Below are 14,612 nucleotides of genomic sequence, written 5' to 3' on the forward strand. Positions count from 1 at the left end.
CGTCAGAACTGCTTCAAATAGGAAATCAGAGCATTCTTGTCCGATTGCGGCAGATCGGCGCCGAACGTGTGCCCGCCATTAACCACATAGTCGGGGCATTTGCTCAAGCCCACCAGACGGTCGATGAGCTTGGTGTCGCGCACCACCTTGTCGGCCTTGGCGAGCACGGCGGGATCGGCAAGCTCCTCCGGCGTGCATTGCCCGCCGAGTTCGGCGAAGGCGCCGATCAGCGCCGGGCCGTTGGCGATCAGGCGCTTGTAATTGGCAAACTTGTCCTCCTCGTCATTGTCGGGCAGCAGCTCGGTATTGGTCAGCGCATTGACCGGAAAGCCGGCCGGGAACGGGCCGATGGTGATCGAGCCGTCCTTCTTGAAGGCCCAGCCGGCGAGCTTGTTCAGCACGCCGGTAAAGGGCCTGATCTTGTCGGGCACGAAGCCCGCCGGCACGATGAGGCAAGAGGGAGCGCTGGTGCGGTAGATATAGCCCGGCACCGGCGCCTCGGTCATTTTATCCATACGGCGGGTCTGTGGCGACAGCATCTGGCGGATCGACCGGTCGAAGACCGCAAGCCTGTTTTCGACGCAGGGCAGATAAGGATCGTTGGCGTTCGCCGCCGGGCAGGCGGTGCCGCGACCGGCGCCGTAGCTGCGGGCATAGTCCTGATTGTAGTAATCGGTGCCGTAATAGCTACCCTCGTGGCCGACGGAATTGTTGAGCAGAAAGGGCGCGGTCGACCAGAGGCTGATGAGCGATGGCGGCCTCAGATACCCGCGCCCGTTGCCGGCCGCCTGCAGCGGCGCTGCCGCACCCGAAACCGGATGATTGACCGTCACCTCATGCGGCGGCGGCAGCGACTTGTAGGTAGAAGAGGTGAAGTTGTCCCAGATGTCGCCCGAAAGCCCGTTGGTGGCGATCGCGCTGCAGGCATTGGTGCGCACGACATCCATCGGCACGCGTCGTTCCGTCGAGAGGTAATTGCCGTCGAGGAAATCCTTTCCGTCCGCATCCTTTTCGGTGACGAGCTTGACCATGCCGCGCTTGAACGCATCCGACTGCGCCCAGGCCCAATAGCGGTCCCAGCATTCGCGATAATGCGGGCCGGACCCTCCGCCTGCGCAGATGCCCTGATCGACGCCGAACTCCAGCGCCGGCTCCGGCTGCCTGCTCGAATGGCAGGCGGCGCAGTTTTCGGCAAAGACGATCTTGCCTCGGTCGACCTCGGCGGGATTGCGCTCCTCAAGCACCTTTTTGCCAAAGGCCGTGTCCTTCAGGTGATCGGCGCGGGCGGCGACCAGGAAGAAGATCGCCATATCAGGCGTCATCGCTTCGGTCGCCTGCCAGTAGACCGAGTTCTTCTGGGCGTCGGCGATGCGGATCGGCGAGATCTTCTGCCCGCCGAGGAAGGGGCGGAAATGCAGCAGCCATTCTTCGCTGAACAAGCCGATATTGAGATAGACGCGATTGAGCGCGCCGAGCGTGCCGACGGAATCGGCGCCGTCCTTCAGGACACGCATCGAGGCGACCGTGCCGGTCGCCTTGTCATAAAGCGAACCGAAGGCCCTGGTCTGCGGATAATCCTGCGCCTGCTTGTTGTCCTTCTCGTCTCCCTTGATGATTTCCTTACCGGTCTTCGCCCCGATGCGCAGCCGCTCCAGGACGTCGTAGACGGCATTCATCGTGCGTGGGTTGTTCATGTAGTCCGACGAGACGAGCGATGTATCGAGGGAACCCGGCGGGTTCGTATGGAACAGCTGGAAGAGGAAATTCCTCTCGTTGTCAGCCGGCTCCCCCGGCGTCGCGCGCGGTTTGGTGTTCCAGAAGAAGATGCGGTCGACCCAGAAATACTGGGCGCCGGGGTTGGAGGAGATTTCGGGGAATGCCGGGCTCTCGACATTCTCAGGCGGATTGATCGGATTGGGACCGACATGGCAGAAGGCGCAGGACATGCCGACGCGATAGGGACGCACGAGGTCCTTGTCGTTGTAATAGGAAGGATCGGTGTAGTAACGCACCGCATCCCAACGTTCGGCGGCCTTGCTGTCGAAATCGGGATTGGGAAAGAGGCGAAGGCCCATCACGCCCGTCGGCTCGCCGTAATAGGAGCCGACCGGGATCTTCTTCTCTTCACCCTTCACCTTGACCGTGGTGCCGCGCGAGCCGATCTGCACGCCGGGATAACGCGCATCCGCCTCGGCATTGCCGCCGAAACTGTCGGCCGGGCAATCCTTCTTGCGCTGATCGAGCCACAGTCCCCAATGATCGGGGTCGGCACTCTCAGGGGTGTCGAAGCAGGGCTCGTTGACGAGCCCGAGATAACGGAAGCGGTTGTCGCGGCCATAGGCCATCGTCGGATGAGAAGAGATGGTCTTCAGGAGATCGAAGGAACCGATCGTCGAGCGGGCGGCAAAATCCCAGAAACGGTCGTTGCCGCCGGTCCAGACGATCCAGGCATTCTGTCCGCGGATCGCCGCCTCGCGGACGGCCTCCGGATCGAGCCCGGTGGCCGTGGCGACCTCCTTGATCTCGGCGGGGTAGTCGGCGCCGGGCGCCGGCGGTAAAAGCAGGCCCTTGTCCATCGCCGCGAAATAAGGTTCGCCCGCCCCGGGAAACTGCTCGACCGTGCGCTGCGCCTTCTTCGCCTCATCCTCGACATGGCCGAACTGGCTCGCATCCGGCTCGATCAGCCACCAGACGATGAGCGCAACCGCAGCAATGGCGATGACGGCGAGGGCGACGACGGCCGCTGCCGTCCAACCGAGAAACCGTAGGATGCGCTGTCTGACGTTTGCCATCGACCCCTCCTGATGGTCAAAGTGTCTTCAGATAGGAAAGCAGCTGCTCCTTCGCCTCCGCAGGCAAATCCGTGCCCCAGAGATGACCGCCATTGCCGTTGCCCTGAAGGTTCGTATCGTAGAGCGCACCGTGCCGTTCCCCGGGCGTCCCTGCTGCACTCACGAAGCCGCCATTCTCGGCATCCACGAGATCGTAGCCGCGGTAGAACTGCTTCGGCCGCTCGGCGGGCGGAAGAAGCAGGGCGCGTAATGTCGGGACGCTGCCGTTATGCAGATAAGGACCGCGCAGCCACAGGCCGCCATGACCCGTGGCGACATACCCGTCGGTCTTCTGGAAATTGGCAAAACCCCAGGCATAGCCCGGCTCGTAGGCCGCGTAACGGTCGCGGGCAGCAGGCGTCCACATGTCCAGGCGATGGCGGTCCGTGCCGACCTCGACGATCGGGATCGGGGTCCGGTAGCGGGCGCCCTTGGGATCATGGCAGACGGCGCATTGCGCGATATAGATCGCACGGCCGGCGTCGACATCAGCCGCATCGACATGATAGGGATCGCCGGCAGGCCGCAGGGCAGAAAAGGGTGACGGCGGCGGACCCTGCAGGCGGATGAAATCCGTGATGCGGCGCAGCCCCTCTTCGGTTCCCCCGTAAGACTTATAGGTCATTCCGTCGCCGATCGCGCCGGAGACCACCGTCTCGTAGAGATCGGTCTGCAATCCGTCCCAATGGAGCGAGAAGCGGCGCGTATTGGTGGCGGCGAGATCGGCAAGCGACCACAGCGGCATCATGTCGGAATTGCCGATCGTGTGGTCGTCAGCCAGATGGAGGTTCTGGAATTTGACCGGGTTGAAGGGATCGATCCGGCCCGGACCCCAGTCCGGCCTGTCCTTCATCCAGGCGAAGCTTCGCCCCTGTTCCTGAAGGGCTGACCGGGTCGCGGGGATCAGAATGAAGCGGTAGAGCGCCTGCTCCCAGACCGGCATGTCGTAGATCCTGCCGATCTCCGCCATCACCCGATCGGCCGTGAAGCGCGGATCGGCGCCGACATCGATCAGGAAGCGGATATAGGCCTGCGGGTTGACCCTGTTCCCCGGCCCCGCCTCGACCAGCCGCGCCGGCTCGTCGGCGCGGAGGCGGTAGCTGCCCTGATGGCAGAAGGCGCAGTTCGGCGCGACGCGCTCTATGACGCCGAGCGTCCTGACCGACAGGCCGACCGGAACCTCGTCGCCGGCGCGCCAGTAGAGCCCGAAGGCGCCGTAACCGTCCGCATCGGCCGGCAGGTGGTCGGGAAAGAGCTGCGGCAGGACCCGCCAGATCCAGTAGGGAATTCCCTGCGCCTCTTCATTGCCGATAGAACCGTGATTGAAGACTTCTGCGAGATCATTGGTCTTCGGCTGGGCGACGGGCCGGAAGAGCAGGAAGAACAGCGCGAAGGCGCCGACGACGAGCAGGATCAGAATGGCGAAAAGCCATTTCCAGAAGGCGCGCCTCATGCCTGTCTCCCTTCGGCGATGTTCTGTTCGAGCTTTAGGATGCGCAGGAGACAGAAGAGCGTCGCGATGCCGATCGACCCGTCGAGGAAGACGCCGGCGAGATAGCCGATCGGCTGGCCGAAGACGAAGACGGCGAGAAAGAAGAAAACCGTGCCGAGCGTGCGGGAGGGGAAGACCGCAAGCCAGGCGAAAACGCGGTAGCGGTCGATATCGAGCGTCGCCGGAATGTAGAAGATCGACAGGATGCCGAGCAGCAGGCCGGCAAATCGCGGCCAGATCAGCTGGTTGACGGTGATTCCGAAGAGACCGAGGATCCATTCCGGACAGAAGATGAGCGGCAGGACGAAGGCGAAGTTCAGAAGGATGCCGATCCAGACGAGGACCGCATGCCGTGCCTTCCATTTGCTGAGCGAGCGCGACTGGGTCATAGCGTTTTCATATATTCGACGAGGGCGTCTTTTGCCGCGTCCGGCAGCTCGGTGCCGTAGCGATATCCTTCATGGCCGGTATTGGCGTTGCCGGGCCGCGTCGTGTCGTAGCGAAAGAGATCGCCGCCCGCCGACTGATCCGAGCGGTAGCCGACTTTGGCAAGGTCGAACTCGTCGCTGCCGCGCAACCAGACGGACGGCCGCCCGGCGCTCGGTTCGAGCAGATCGCGCAGGGTCGGCACCGAGCCGTTGTGCAGATAGGGCGAGCGCGCCCAGATACCGTCGAGCGGGTGATTGGCATAGCCGTCCGTCTTGTGGAAACGGCTGAAGCGCCAGGGATAGCCGGCATAGAGCAGGTTCTGCTCGGCGGCGAAATTTTCCGTATAGGAGGTCCAGCGTCCGACATCGGTGCCGATCTCGGCGAGCGGAACCGTCTTGCCGAGGCGCGTGAAGCGCTGCCTGTCGTAGCTGTAGCCGTTGACATCCTTGAAGCCGTGGCAATCGGCGCAATAATGGAGGAAGAGCGTCTTGCCTTCCGCCGCCTTCGCCTGATCGATCCTGTCGGCGGCGGGGAATGGCGGCGAAGGCAGATCCCACATCCAGTCTTCGATGCGCGCAATCGACGCCCGGTCGACCGTCACGGGCGTGACACCGGCGCCGAGTGCGGCACTCAGGTTTCGTTCGGCGACGGAATCGTTGTTGCCGTCCCAATGGAGGTTCATGCCTTCGCGCGGGCGCTGGCGCCAGATGGCGGGATAGTCGGAGGAGCCGTTCAGCGCTGCTCCGCTGATATGGGCCTCGTCCATCGGAAAGTTGAACTGCAGGGCCTTGTAGGGGTTGAACGTATCCACGCGCCCCGGCCCCCATTGCTCCTGGCGCTTGACGAAATCGAGTTGGGTGCCGAGGTCGAGAAAGGCGCTCTTGACCCGCGGGAAGACGACGTAGCGGTAGATCAGCCGCTCGAAGATATTGAGGTCGCCGCCGACCTTGGGACTGTCGATCGTCGCAATCAGCGCATCCGCGGTAAAGCCGGGATCGCGGCCGACATCGATGAAGAAACTGATGAATTCCTGCAGGCGCAGATTATTGGAAGGCGCGCCGGGAATGAGATGGCGAACCGGATCGCCGGGCAGACGATAGGTGCCGACATGACAGACGGAACAGTTGAGCCAGACCCGCTCGACGCCTGAGACCACGCGGCGCGACACCCCGATCGGAAGGTCGTCATCCGGCTTTTCGTAGAGGAAGCCGAAACGACCCCAGCCTTCCGGCCCGAGCTTGTCGGCATACATGACCGGCAGGGCCTTGAAGACCCAATAGGGCGGTCCCGTCGCCGTCTCGCTGCCGATCGAACCATGCATGAAATGGTCCTTCGGACTGACGAAGGCGACAACATATTGGTTGACGAACACCAGATAGTAGACGAGCCCGAGCAAGATCAGCACGACGATCGCCAGCCACCAGCGCCGGTGGCGGGCAACGGCAATCTCGACGGGCGTCTTGCGGTCGTTGTCGCTGCTCATGGGTCCACTCCGAATGCGCGGGCGATGGCGCGGTTCACTGGAAGGTCGGCGGCTCGTAAACGGACATGACCTGCTTGATCATCCTGTCATAACGCTCCTCGAAACTGTCGCCGTCGAAGCGGCTGAAGTCATAACAGCCGAGCGGGTTTTCGAGGTCGTTGAGAAGACACTTGTTGCAATAGGTGCATTCCTTTTCCGGGCCGTTCTGTCTGGTCAGGATGTCCGGCAGGTCATTGTTGGCAACCAATGGACGCGCCATCGTCACACCGTCGCAAGCCTTGGAGCGGATCGCGTCGGCGATCCTGTCGGCATGCTGGAATCCGCCCGTACAGAGAACCCTGATGTCGGGATCGATCTTGACGATCTCTTCGGAGACGGCGCGCGCATAGTCGAGGTTGATGCCCTCGATGACCTTGCCCCGGCGCCACCGCCACAGCGCCTGGAAGGCGCGCCCCAGGATCGGATTGGAAAAGATCGCGTAGTTCATCGGCGCCCGCGTGCCCTGCGAGAGCATGCCGTCATACCAGCGTCGCAAGTCGTTCAACGGCAGGTCGCCGGCCGGATTGCGCGGATGGGGAAAGGTCGAACCGCTCGATATATGGAAGGAATCGACGCCCTTGCCGCCGTCGAGCAACATCGTACAGATCTTCACCGTCTCGTCGAGCGTGTTGCCCTTGCCGATCCAGGGATAGAGCCAGTCATTGTGGTCGACGCCATTGATCTTCATCTGCAGGTGAAAATCCTGGCCGACCTCGCGGCGGATCGCCCTGACGATCTCAAGCACGAAACGTGCCCTGCCCTCCCAGCCGCCGCCATATTCATCCGTCCGGTCGTTGATGCCGGAGCTCAGGAACTGAGTCAGCAGATAGCCGTTGGCGCCGTGAAGCTCGACACCGTCGAGCCCCGCCTGCCGGGCGCGCCGCGCCCCTTGTGCGAACTGTTCCACCACTTCGGCGATTTCGGGTTTCGTCATCGCCTGGGCGAGCAACCCATGGAAATAGTCGCTCTTGTTGGTCGAACTCAAGCCCTTGTTGAACAGGTTCTCGACGCCGCCCATGTCCTGCTGGCGGCCGGAATGGCTGAGCTGCATGATGAACCGACAGTCATAAGCATGAACACGATTGCCGACTTCGCGCCAGAACGGGATCTTGTCGTCATTGTCGATCATCGCGTAGCGCACGAGGATGCGGCCGCGCACCGAGACCGGCGTAAAAGAGGAGATGATGCAGCCGATGCCGCCGCGCGCGAATTTCTCCTCCCAGTTCAGTCGAGCATGGCCGCCGTGGCCGTTATAGTCGTCGAACTGGCCGGAAATATTCGATCGAAACAGACGGTTCTTGACGCGCAGGGAACGGAACGTCAGTTCGTTGAAAATAACCGCTGCGTTATCGGCATGTGTATACTGACTGTCTGGATGCATGCGGGGCTTATCCAAAGTAACGTGCCGCGGCAACGAGAGAAAAGGAAAAGAAACCGAAATGCACTGCTGACTGTATAACTTTCAGGTGTGAGCGACGGTAATTCAATCCTATGTAGTTTGCAAATGGATTTCGGACAGCGACGAAATTTGAATACTTGCGATTGCAAATTTCCCGTATTGCTGAACATTTCGGCTTGAAGGGACCCAATGCGCTGCCGCCGGCAAGTCCTTTACCCGCTGTCGACAAGGCGCCCCAAGCGCGTGGCAACCGGAGATCACCGGGATCTGTGCAAAGCGTTTCGGTTACGAGAGCGTGGCGAGATTATGCGTACTGATAAATCAAAATATTGAAATCACTTGTAATTTTTTCGTCACCCGTCTGTCGGGAGGCCGCCCTTTTGGCCGGAATGGCTGGCAGCGTGGCGTCAATGGCAGAGAGGCGCGCCGAGCCGCACGCCGGAGCACAAAAGCCTTGTCATTGCCAAATGGCGCCTTCGATGGCATCGCAACCGGCTGACTTTTGCACGTAGACCATGCGGTCCTTTGCCGGCTCTTGGCGTATCAATGCAGGACAAGGCCGCGCTGGTCTGTGATATGGCGGGGCGTCGCGTAAGCCCATGATGCTTGCCTTTTGCGGCATTTGATTAATACTAATGCACCGATTCCTGTGATTTGTACTGTTAATTCTCTTTAAAATTGCATTGTATTCGCGCGCCACTCTGTTAAGACTTCAAGGGGATTTCGACTTGGTCGCGGGTTGAGAAGGATGTGGGGTTGGAGTCATCTCAAGATGCCAATGCGACCCGGTCCAGCGGTCGACTGTCTGGTCGTGCTGTGGGAGGCGTCGGCACCGGCGGGAACGAAGCCAAAGATGGAGAAGGATGTCAGATGAGGCTGATTGCATCTTTCCTGATCGTCATGGCCGCAAGCGTCGGCCATGCTGCGGCAGAAGATCTTGAGATCGGCGGGCAGAAACTGGCCGTGACCGGGTTCGGCATCTCCAAGAGCACCAGCGGACGGCTCGTCAACGTGCTGGCCGACGACCCGCTTGCACAGGCCCAGAAGACGATCAAGGGCGTCTATATTCCGGCCGGAACCCGGCTGGCCTTTCTCGATCGTTCCTATCGCGACAAAGGCCGCATGTGGAACCTCGTTTCAACCGAGGACGGCATTCTGGCCTATGTCCGGGCCGGCGTGAATGGACGCGGCGCCCAGTACTGGACCCAAGACCAGATCGGCAACTTCTTCGCCGCAGGGGCGGACCAGATTGCCGTCGTCCAGGCGCCACAGACGATCAAGACGGACAAATACGGGGCCATTTCGCTGACCGCCTCGGAAATCTACCGTGTCGATCCGGAGGCGCCCCAGGACAATGGACAGGTGCCCCTCGTTCTCGATCGGTCGAAACTCGGGGATGCCTGGAGCACCAACGAGACGATCTTCGTTCCCGAGCAGATGGTTGCCCTGCTCTCCGCGGAGACCTTCAGGAATGCCGGCGACCTGGAGCAGCCGTTCACCGAGTACGACCCGGCTCGCGAGGTTCTTTCGGCGGTCGATACTGCGCTGCAGACGAAGACCTTGCCCGATGCAGCCGCCCTGCGCCGGCGGGTTCAGGACTTTCTGACCAGCCGTTTCATTACGAGCAAGAGCTGCGAGAGCGAGATCAGCTTCAGCCTGGATGCCGGGGCCGAGGCCGCGCTGGGCTTGAGCGGGCTGTTGTCTCCGGTAGAGGCGAAGCTCAAATTGACGGGGTCGATCGCAGGTGCAACCAAATACGCCAAGGGCGAGGAATTCGATATCGTCCGCGTGCGCCAGGCCGACAATCCCTATATCTACGAGATCAAGACGTCGTCCAACCGGCCCGACTGCGCAAGCGCCCCGAAATCCCGCATCACCGTCGCCGGCACCGATGGAGTCCGCGGCGAGATCAATGAAGCCAATCTGGAGGAGGCAGGCTTCGGAGAAAAGACACAGGGCTCGCCCGTCTATACGTGCCGTGCCGAATTCTTCGCGCTCAGGGACATTCTTGCAAACAAGGCCTTCCTGCCACAAACGATTTCGACCTTCGTCGTGGCCAACCTCGCGGAATTTCGCGGGGCAAGCGACCCCAGCACCTGCGCAGCGAACAAATAAGCTTCCGGATCCCGCATATCCGAGCATTGTGACAGAATCGTCTTCTCGCGCGGGGATACTAAGCCCCTGCGCCGTCTTCCCTTTCTCCATACAACCCGCGTGACCTCGGACCTTAGTCCGTTCCGGACAGGCATGTTTCCGTGCATGATCCAGAGTTGGGTCGCAACTTGGGGAGGAATACTGTGATCTACGAAAGGCGGAATGTTACCGATAGCTCGACAGAACGGACGCGCTTCGAGAAAGAAGCGGCAGAAGCCCTCAACAGGCATTACCGGCGCCCGATCGCTATCTGGTTTTCCTGGCAGCCGGGTCAGAAGCCCAATACCATCGATCTGCGGGCCACGCCCCAGGTTCTATCTCAAGATGAGAGCCAAGGACCGATCAACTGACATCACTGATCTTCGCTTTTTGAAGTGTGCGCCTATCTCGCCGGCTGCCCGCTCGGTCACAGGCGCCGGGACGATTCGACAATGAAGCGAGCGCCTGAAGGGGCTCAGAATATCCGAAGCGGAAAGAGTGGAAGCCGGCGCAAAAACCGGGCTTGATCACGCGGCGGTATTGGCCTCGGCAGCGCTCAGCGCCAGATCCGTCACCTCGCCGGTCGAGGCATAGCCGGAGACGAGCTCGGCAAGCATCAGGCGGGCAGCCGGTATGTCGTTGCGGTCGAGTGCCGCATCGAGAACCTTCAGCCGCTTGGAAAGCTCCGGCCAGAAGAGGAAATCCTCGCGCGCCTTCATGATGCGCGGATGCTGCGTCGTCTCGGGATTGTCGCCGATCAGCAATTCCTCGTAGAGCTTTTCGCCAGGCCTGAGACCCGTGACGGAAAGCTCGATATCGCCTTCGGGATTGTCGTCGCTGCGCAGCGTCAGGCCGGAGAGATCGATCATCCGGCGCGCCAGATCGGCAATGCGCACCGGTTCGCCCATGTCGAGCAGGAAGACATCCCCGCCATCGGCCATGGCGCCGGCCTGGATGACGAGCTGCGAGGCCTCGGAGATCGTCATGAAGTAGCGGGTGATGTCTGGATGCGTCAGCGTCACTGGGCCACCATCCCTGATCTGCTGGCGAAACAGCGGCACGACGGAACCGGAGGATCCGAGCACATTGCCGAAGCGGACCATCGAGAAATTGGTGTGCGTGCGGCCGGCTGCACGCTCGGATGCCAGCGCCTGCAGCACCATTTCGGCAAGCCGCTTGCTGGCGCCCATGATATTGGTCGGGCGCACGGCCTTGTCGGTGCTGATCAGCACGAAATTCGACACGCCGTATTTTTCGGCCGCCTGGGCTGTTATCAGCGTGCCCATGACATTGTTCTTGATGCCTTCGACGGCATTTTGCTCGACGAGCGGCACGTGCTTGTAGGCGGCGGCATGATAGAGCGCCTGCGGCCGCCAGCTCATGATGATATGCTCCATGCGGTCGCGGTCGCGAACCGAACAGAGGATCGGCACGATCTGTACCGTCTGCTGCTCGTAAAGTTCCGAAAGCTTCTGCAGCTCGCCATGGATCGCGTAAAGCGCGTATTCGTTCTGCTCGACGAGGATGAGATGTGTCGGGCCGCTGCGCAGGATCTGGCGGCAGAGCTCGCTGCCGATCGAGCCGCCGGCACCCGTCACCATCACCACCTTGCCCAGCGTCGCCTTATCGAGCAGCTCCTGGCGCGGCGCCACAGCCTCTCGACCGAGAAGGTCTTCGATTTCGAGTTCACGAATATCGGAAACGGCGATGCGGCCCTGGGCGAGCGCCGTCATATCCGGCAGCGTGCGGACATTCACCCTGGACTTGCGGATCTGCTCGAGGATCTCGTTGCGGCGCTGGCGCGATGCCGAGGGCAGAGCCAGAAGCACGTTGCGGACATCAAGCGTCTGGACGAGTTCGGTCAGGTCGGACGGGTCATAGATCGGCAGGCCGGCCATTATGCCGCCCTTGAGCTTCGGGTCGTCATCGAGATAACCGACGACGTTGAGCTCGGCGCTGTTGGTCAGCGCGGCGGCAAGCTGCCGGCCGGAGCTGCCCGCGCCATAGATCAGCACCTTTGCCATCGCGCCTTTGTGCAGGATGCGCTGATAGGTATCGCCCAGCCAATAGCGGATGCCGAGGCGCGAAAGGCCGATCGCGATCAAGAGCAGGAAGGGCTGCAGGATACCGACCGTACGCGGGATGCCGGGAACGCTGAGCGCCGTGAAGATCGTCGCAAAGGCAACGCCATAGATCGCAATCGCCTTCAGCACTGCCAGAAAAGCGGCAATGCCGGCATAACGGAAGATCGCCCGGTACATGCCCATGACGATGAAGATCGGCAGCGCCAGACACAGCGACACGAGAACCGCGAGCCACTGCACGCCCGTCAGCACCGTCCACTCATTCAGGCGGAAACAATAGGCAAGCCAGATGGTGAGAACACAGAGGCTGGAATCGACGATCAGCGCGAGAATACGCTTGGCCGGGCGCGGCATCGCCAATAGCGGTCCAACCAGTGCCTGCATCGACATCCAGGACCGGCTGGTCTTTGATCCGTCGCTCGAGGGATCATCATGCATTTTTATAGTGTCCACCCATCATCCAGCCTGACTTCTTCTTGTCCTTTTCGATCTTAAGTGCAACCGAATAATCGGTAGTCGCTTACGCAATCTGTTTATAACCTTGGGTAGTAGCCTCAATGGGTTATGCCCTTGCTGCCCAATACCTTGCCGACAGTCATCGCCAGAATGCGCATATCCATGAAGAAGGAGCGGCGTTGTAGATAATCAACGTCGAACTTCACCTTTTCGGGAATCGGCAGCTCGTCGCGGCCGTTGACCTGCGCCCAACCCGTCAGCCCCGGCAGCAGCGTATCGACGCCTTCGGCGGTGCGCTGCGCGATCAGGTCGTCCTGGTTATAGAGCGCCGGACGCGGGCCGACGAAGCTCATCTCGCCCTTCAGGATACACCAGAGCTGCGGCAGTTCATCGAGACTCGACTTGCGCAGGAACCCGCCGATCGGCGTCAGGTAACGGGAGGGCTCATCGAGCAGATGCGTGGCAACCGTCGGCGTGTCGATCCGCATGCTGCGGAATTTCGGCATCCGGAAGATCCTGTTGCCGCGCCCTACCCGGTTCGACCAATAAAGCGCGGGTCCAGGTGACGTCAGGCGCACACAAAGCGCCACGATGCCGATCGGAATGATCAGGATCAGGGCTGCCACCAGAGCCAGGAAAAGATCCATTGCCCGCTTCACGTCCGTCCTCGCGTTTCCGGCCCCCGGCGGCCTGCCCTGCCCTATCGTCTCCTGCCAGTTCACGTCAACGACCCTTTCGGGGGCAAGGGCTCTTTATGCGTTGTTCTCAGCCATTTGCAGCAATTCCGCCACTTCTTCCGAAATGATACTTCCACCAAGCCATTGAGAATACTTGTCTTTCTTACCGTTACGGAAGTTAACAAAGCCATCGTTTCCGACACCTGTTCTTCATCCGAAAAATGACACGTCTTCCAATCGTTCCAATGACAGCACCAAAAAGCAAGTCTTGCAGCCTTTTAGTGGCCACCAGCAGTCACGGTGACCAGCTCTCACCTTATTTGAAAGTGTTCAAGCCCTTCGAGCGACCGGACTGTTCTGCCGTACCAGAGCCATCAGCATCGGCCCGAGCGAGAATTCTCCTCGCGCTCCCTTGCGGGTCAGGTCACGCAGATAGCCGCCCGGTGAGTTGATATGGATTGCCCGTTCCAGCATGCAGGCGATGACGACAGCAGCATTTTCCCGGCCCAGACTTTCGCAAGCCGCCTGATAGGTCTCTGGGGTGATCCCAAGCATAGAACGCACGGTGATGGCAGCGGTCACGAGATCTCGCCATCCGCTGATCGATCCTCCCTGAGCATAATCGCTGATCTGCGGGCAGGCCTGCAGGATGAGGGCGAGAGGGAATATTTTCTGGGATGCCGCCGTCTGACTTGGCTCAGCCGTCATCGGCAGCGTTTCCACTTGCACCGTGTTATGAGATTCTAATTCAAGAGAGTTTGTATTTGAATTCTGTATATGCGGTTCATTTTGAACCACACTGGCGCTCGTTTTTTTGAAATTATCGAAGCTGGTCAACAGATTGACGATATCGGCGCGAAGGTCTTCGAGCTTCAGGCGCGCGTCATCCAGGTCGGAAGCCGCGGGATTGCGGGGCAGGCATGCGAGATGGCGGATATAGGCAGCCTCGATGTCGTCCCAGTCGCCGGGAACGCCTTCGTCGACTGCGACATCGATCAGCTTGCGGACGTCGCGACGGCAGATTGTCAGAAGCTCGCGCGAACGCCGAAGTGCCAGCCGATCAGCCTCGATCTTTTGAGCCATGGCAGCCAGCTCCTCGCTGCGGGCGAGAAGCGGCGCCAGACTGAAGCCATAGGCATCCTCCAGTTCACCGGAACTCTTTCGACGGGCAAAACGCTTGCCGTTGGCGCTGTCCTTGCGGATGATCAGGCCGACCTCTACCAGAGCCGCCAGATGCCGACGCAGCGTGGTGACTGCAATGCCGTGCGCCCGGAGCATGAGCTGCCGGTTGGACGGAAAGACGACCATGTTCGCGTCACCGGAGAGATGGCTCTCGGGATAGAAGGAGAGAAGGGCGTTCAGGACCGCAAGTGTGCGATCGGAAATGTCGAGCAGCGGGCGTGCTTCGCAGACATTGCGAAACACTTTCCACTTGTCGACGGATTGATCTGGTTTAACTGATTCGACCTGAAGCTGACCTTTCATCAAGGCGAGCGACATCGGCCGCCGCCCGAAAGGCGTCGTCACAAATCCCGTATCCATCATGGTTCACCTTATACAAAGGCAAATCATCAGCGCCCGCCAAAACG

General features: G+C 60.8%; 10 protein-coding genes. 2 read left to right on the forward strand and 8 right to left on the reverse strand.

Going from position 1 to position 14,612, the window contains the following annotated elements:
• Window positions 1-2 precede the first annotated feature (2 nt).
• Genes FHT87_RS06760 through FHT87_RS06780 form a run of 5 tightly spaced genes read right to left on the reverse strand, consistent with a single transcriptional unit; the run spans window position 3 to window position 7,655 of the window.
• The gene (locus FHT87_RS06760; RefSeq protein ID WP_183800448.1) at window positions 3-2,792 is read right to left on the reverse strand and encodes a hypothetical protein; all 2,790 of its coding nucleotides are present in this window, start codon (window positions 2,790-2,792) and stop codon (window positions 3-5) included.
• A gap of 16 nt (window positions 2,793-2,808) precedes the next feature.
• Window positions 2,809-4,284, reverse strand: a complete 1,476-nt coding sequence (locus FHT87_RS06765) for a cytochrome c (RefSeq protein ID WP_183800451.1) — start codon at window positions 4,282-4,284, stop codon at window positions 2,809-2,811.
• Window positions 4,281-4,712 (reverse strand): hypothetical protein, encoded by a 432-nt coding sequence (locus tag FHT87_RS06770; protein WP_183726559.1) that lies wholly within the window; start codon window positions 4,710-4,712, stop codon window positions 4,281-4,283. Before FHT87_RS06770 ends, FHT87_RS06765 begins: the two co-directional genes overlap by 4 nt.
• On the reverse strand, window positions 4,709-6,235 hold the full coding sequence (locus FHT87_RS06775) for a cytochrome c (RefSeq protein WP_183800454.1): 1,527 nt from the start codon (window positions 6,233-6,235) through the stop codon (window positions 4,709-4,711). The genes FHT87_RS06770 and FHT87_RS06775 overlap by 4 nt, the downstream gene beginning before the upstream one ends.
• Window positions 6,236-6,269: 34 nt before the next feature.
• Window positions 6,270-7,655: an NADH:flavin oxidoreductase gene (locus FHT87_RS06780; protein WP_183726563.1), complete on the reverse strand. Its 1,386-nt coding sequence runs from the start codon at window positions 7,653-7,655 to the stop codon at window positions 6,270-6,272.
• Window positions 7,656-8,543: 888 nt separating this feature from the next.
• Here FHT87_RS06780 and FHT87_RS06785 point away from each other — a divergent pair.
• A complete protein-coding gene (locus FHT87_RS06785) occupies window positions 8,544-9,788 on the forward strand; it encodes a hypothetical protein (protein ID WP_183800457.1) in 1,245 nt (414 codons plus the stop codon).
• A gap of 182 nt (window positions 9,789-9,970) precedes the next feature.
• Window positions 9,971-10,177, forward strand: a complete 207-nt coding sequence (locus FHT87_RS06790; protein ID WP_183726566.1) for a hypothetical protein — start codon at window positions 9,971-9,973, stop codon at window positions 10,175-10,177.
• A gap of 156 nt (window positions 10,178-10,333) precedes the next feature.
• On the opposite strand, the gene FHT87_RS06795 is transcribed toward FHT87_RS06790, so the two are convergent.
• From FHT87_RS06795 to repC, 3 genes are all read right to left on the reverse strand, one after another.
• Window positions 10,334-12,328, reverse strand: coding sequence for a nucleoside-diphosphate sugar epimerase/dehydratase (locus tag FHT87_RS06795; RefSeq protein ID WP_246698047.1), 1,995 nt, complete (start codon window positions 12,326-12,328; stop codon window positions 10,334-10,336).
• 116 nt (window positions 12,329-12,444) lie between these two features.
• On the reverse strand, window positions 12,445-12,993 hold the full coding sequence (locus FHT87_RS06800; RefSeq protein ID WP_183726568.1) for a sugar transferase: 549 nt from the start codon (window positions 12,991-12,993) through the stop codon (window positions 12,445-12,447).
• A 360-nt stretch (window positions 12,994-13,353) separates the two neighbouring features.
• Window positions 13,354-14,565 carry a plasmid replication protein RepC gene (gene repC / locus FHT87_RS06805; protein WP_183727294.1) on the reverse strand — a complete coding sequence of 404 codons (1,212 nt, stop codon included), beginning with the start codon at window positions 14,563-14,565 and terminating at the stop codon, window positions 13,354-13,356.
• Between the last annotated feature and the right edge of the window lie 47 nt (window positions 14,566-14,612).

This window comes from Rhizobium sp. BK316, from assembly GCF_014193695.1.
GTDB lineage: Bacteria > Pseudomonadota > Alphaproteobacteria > Rhizobiales > Rhizobiaceae > Rhizobium.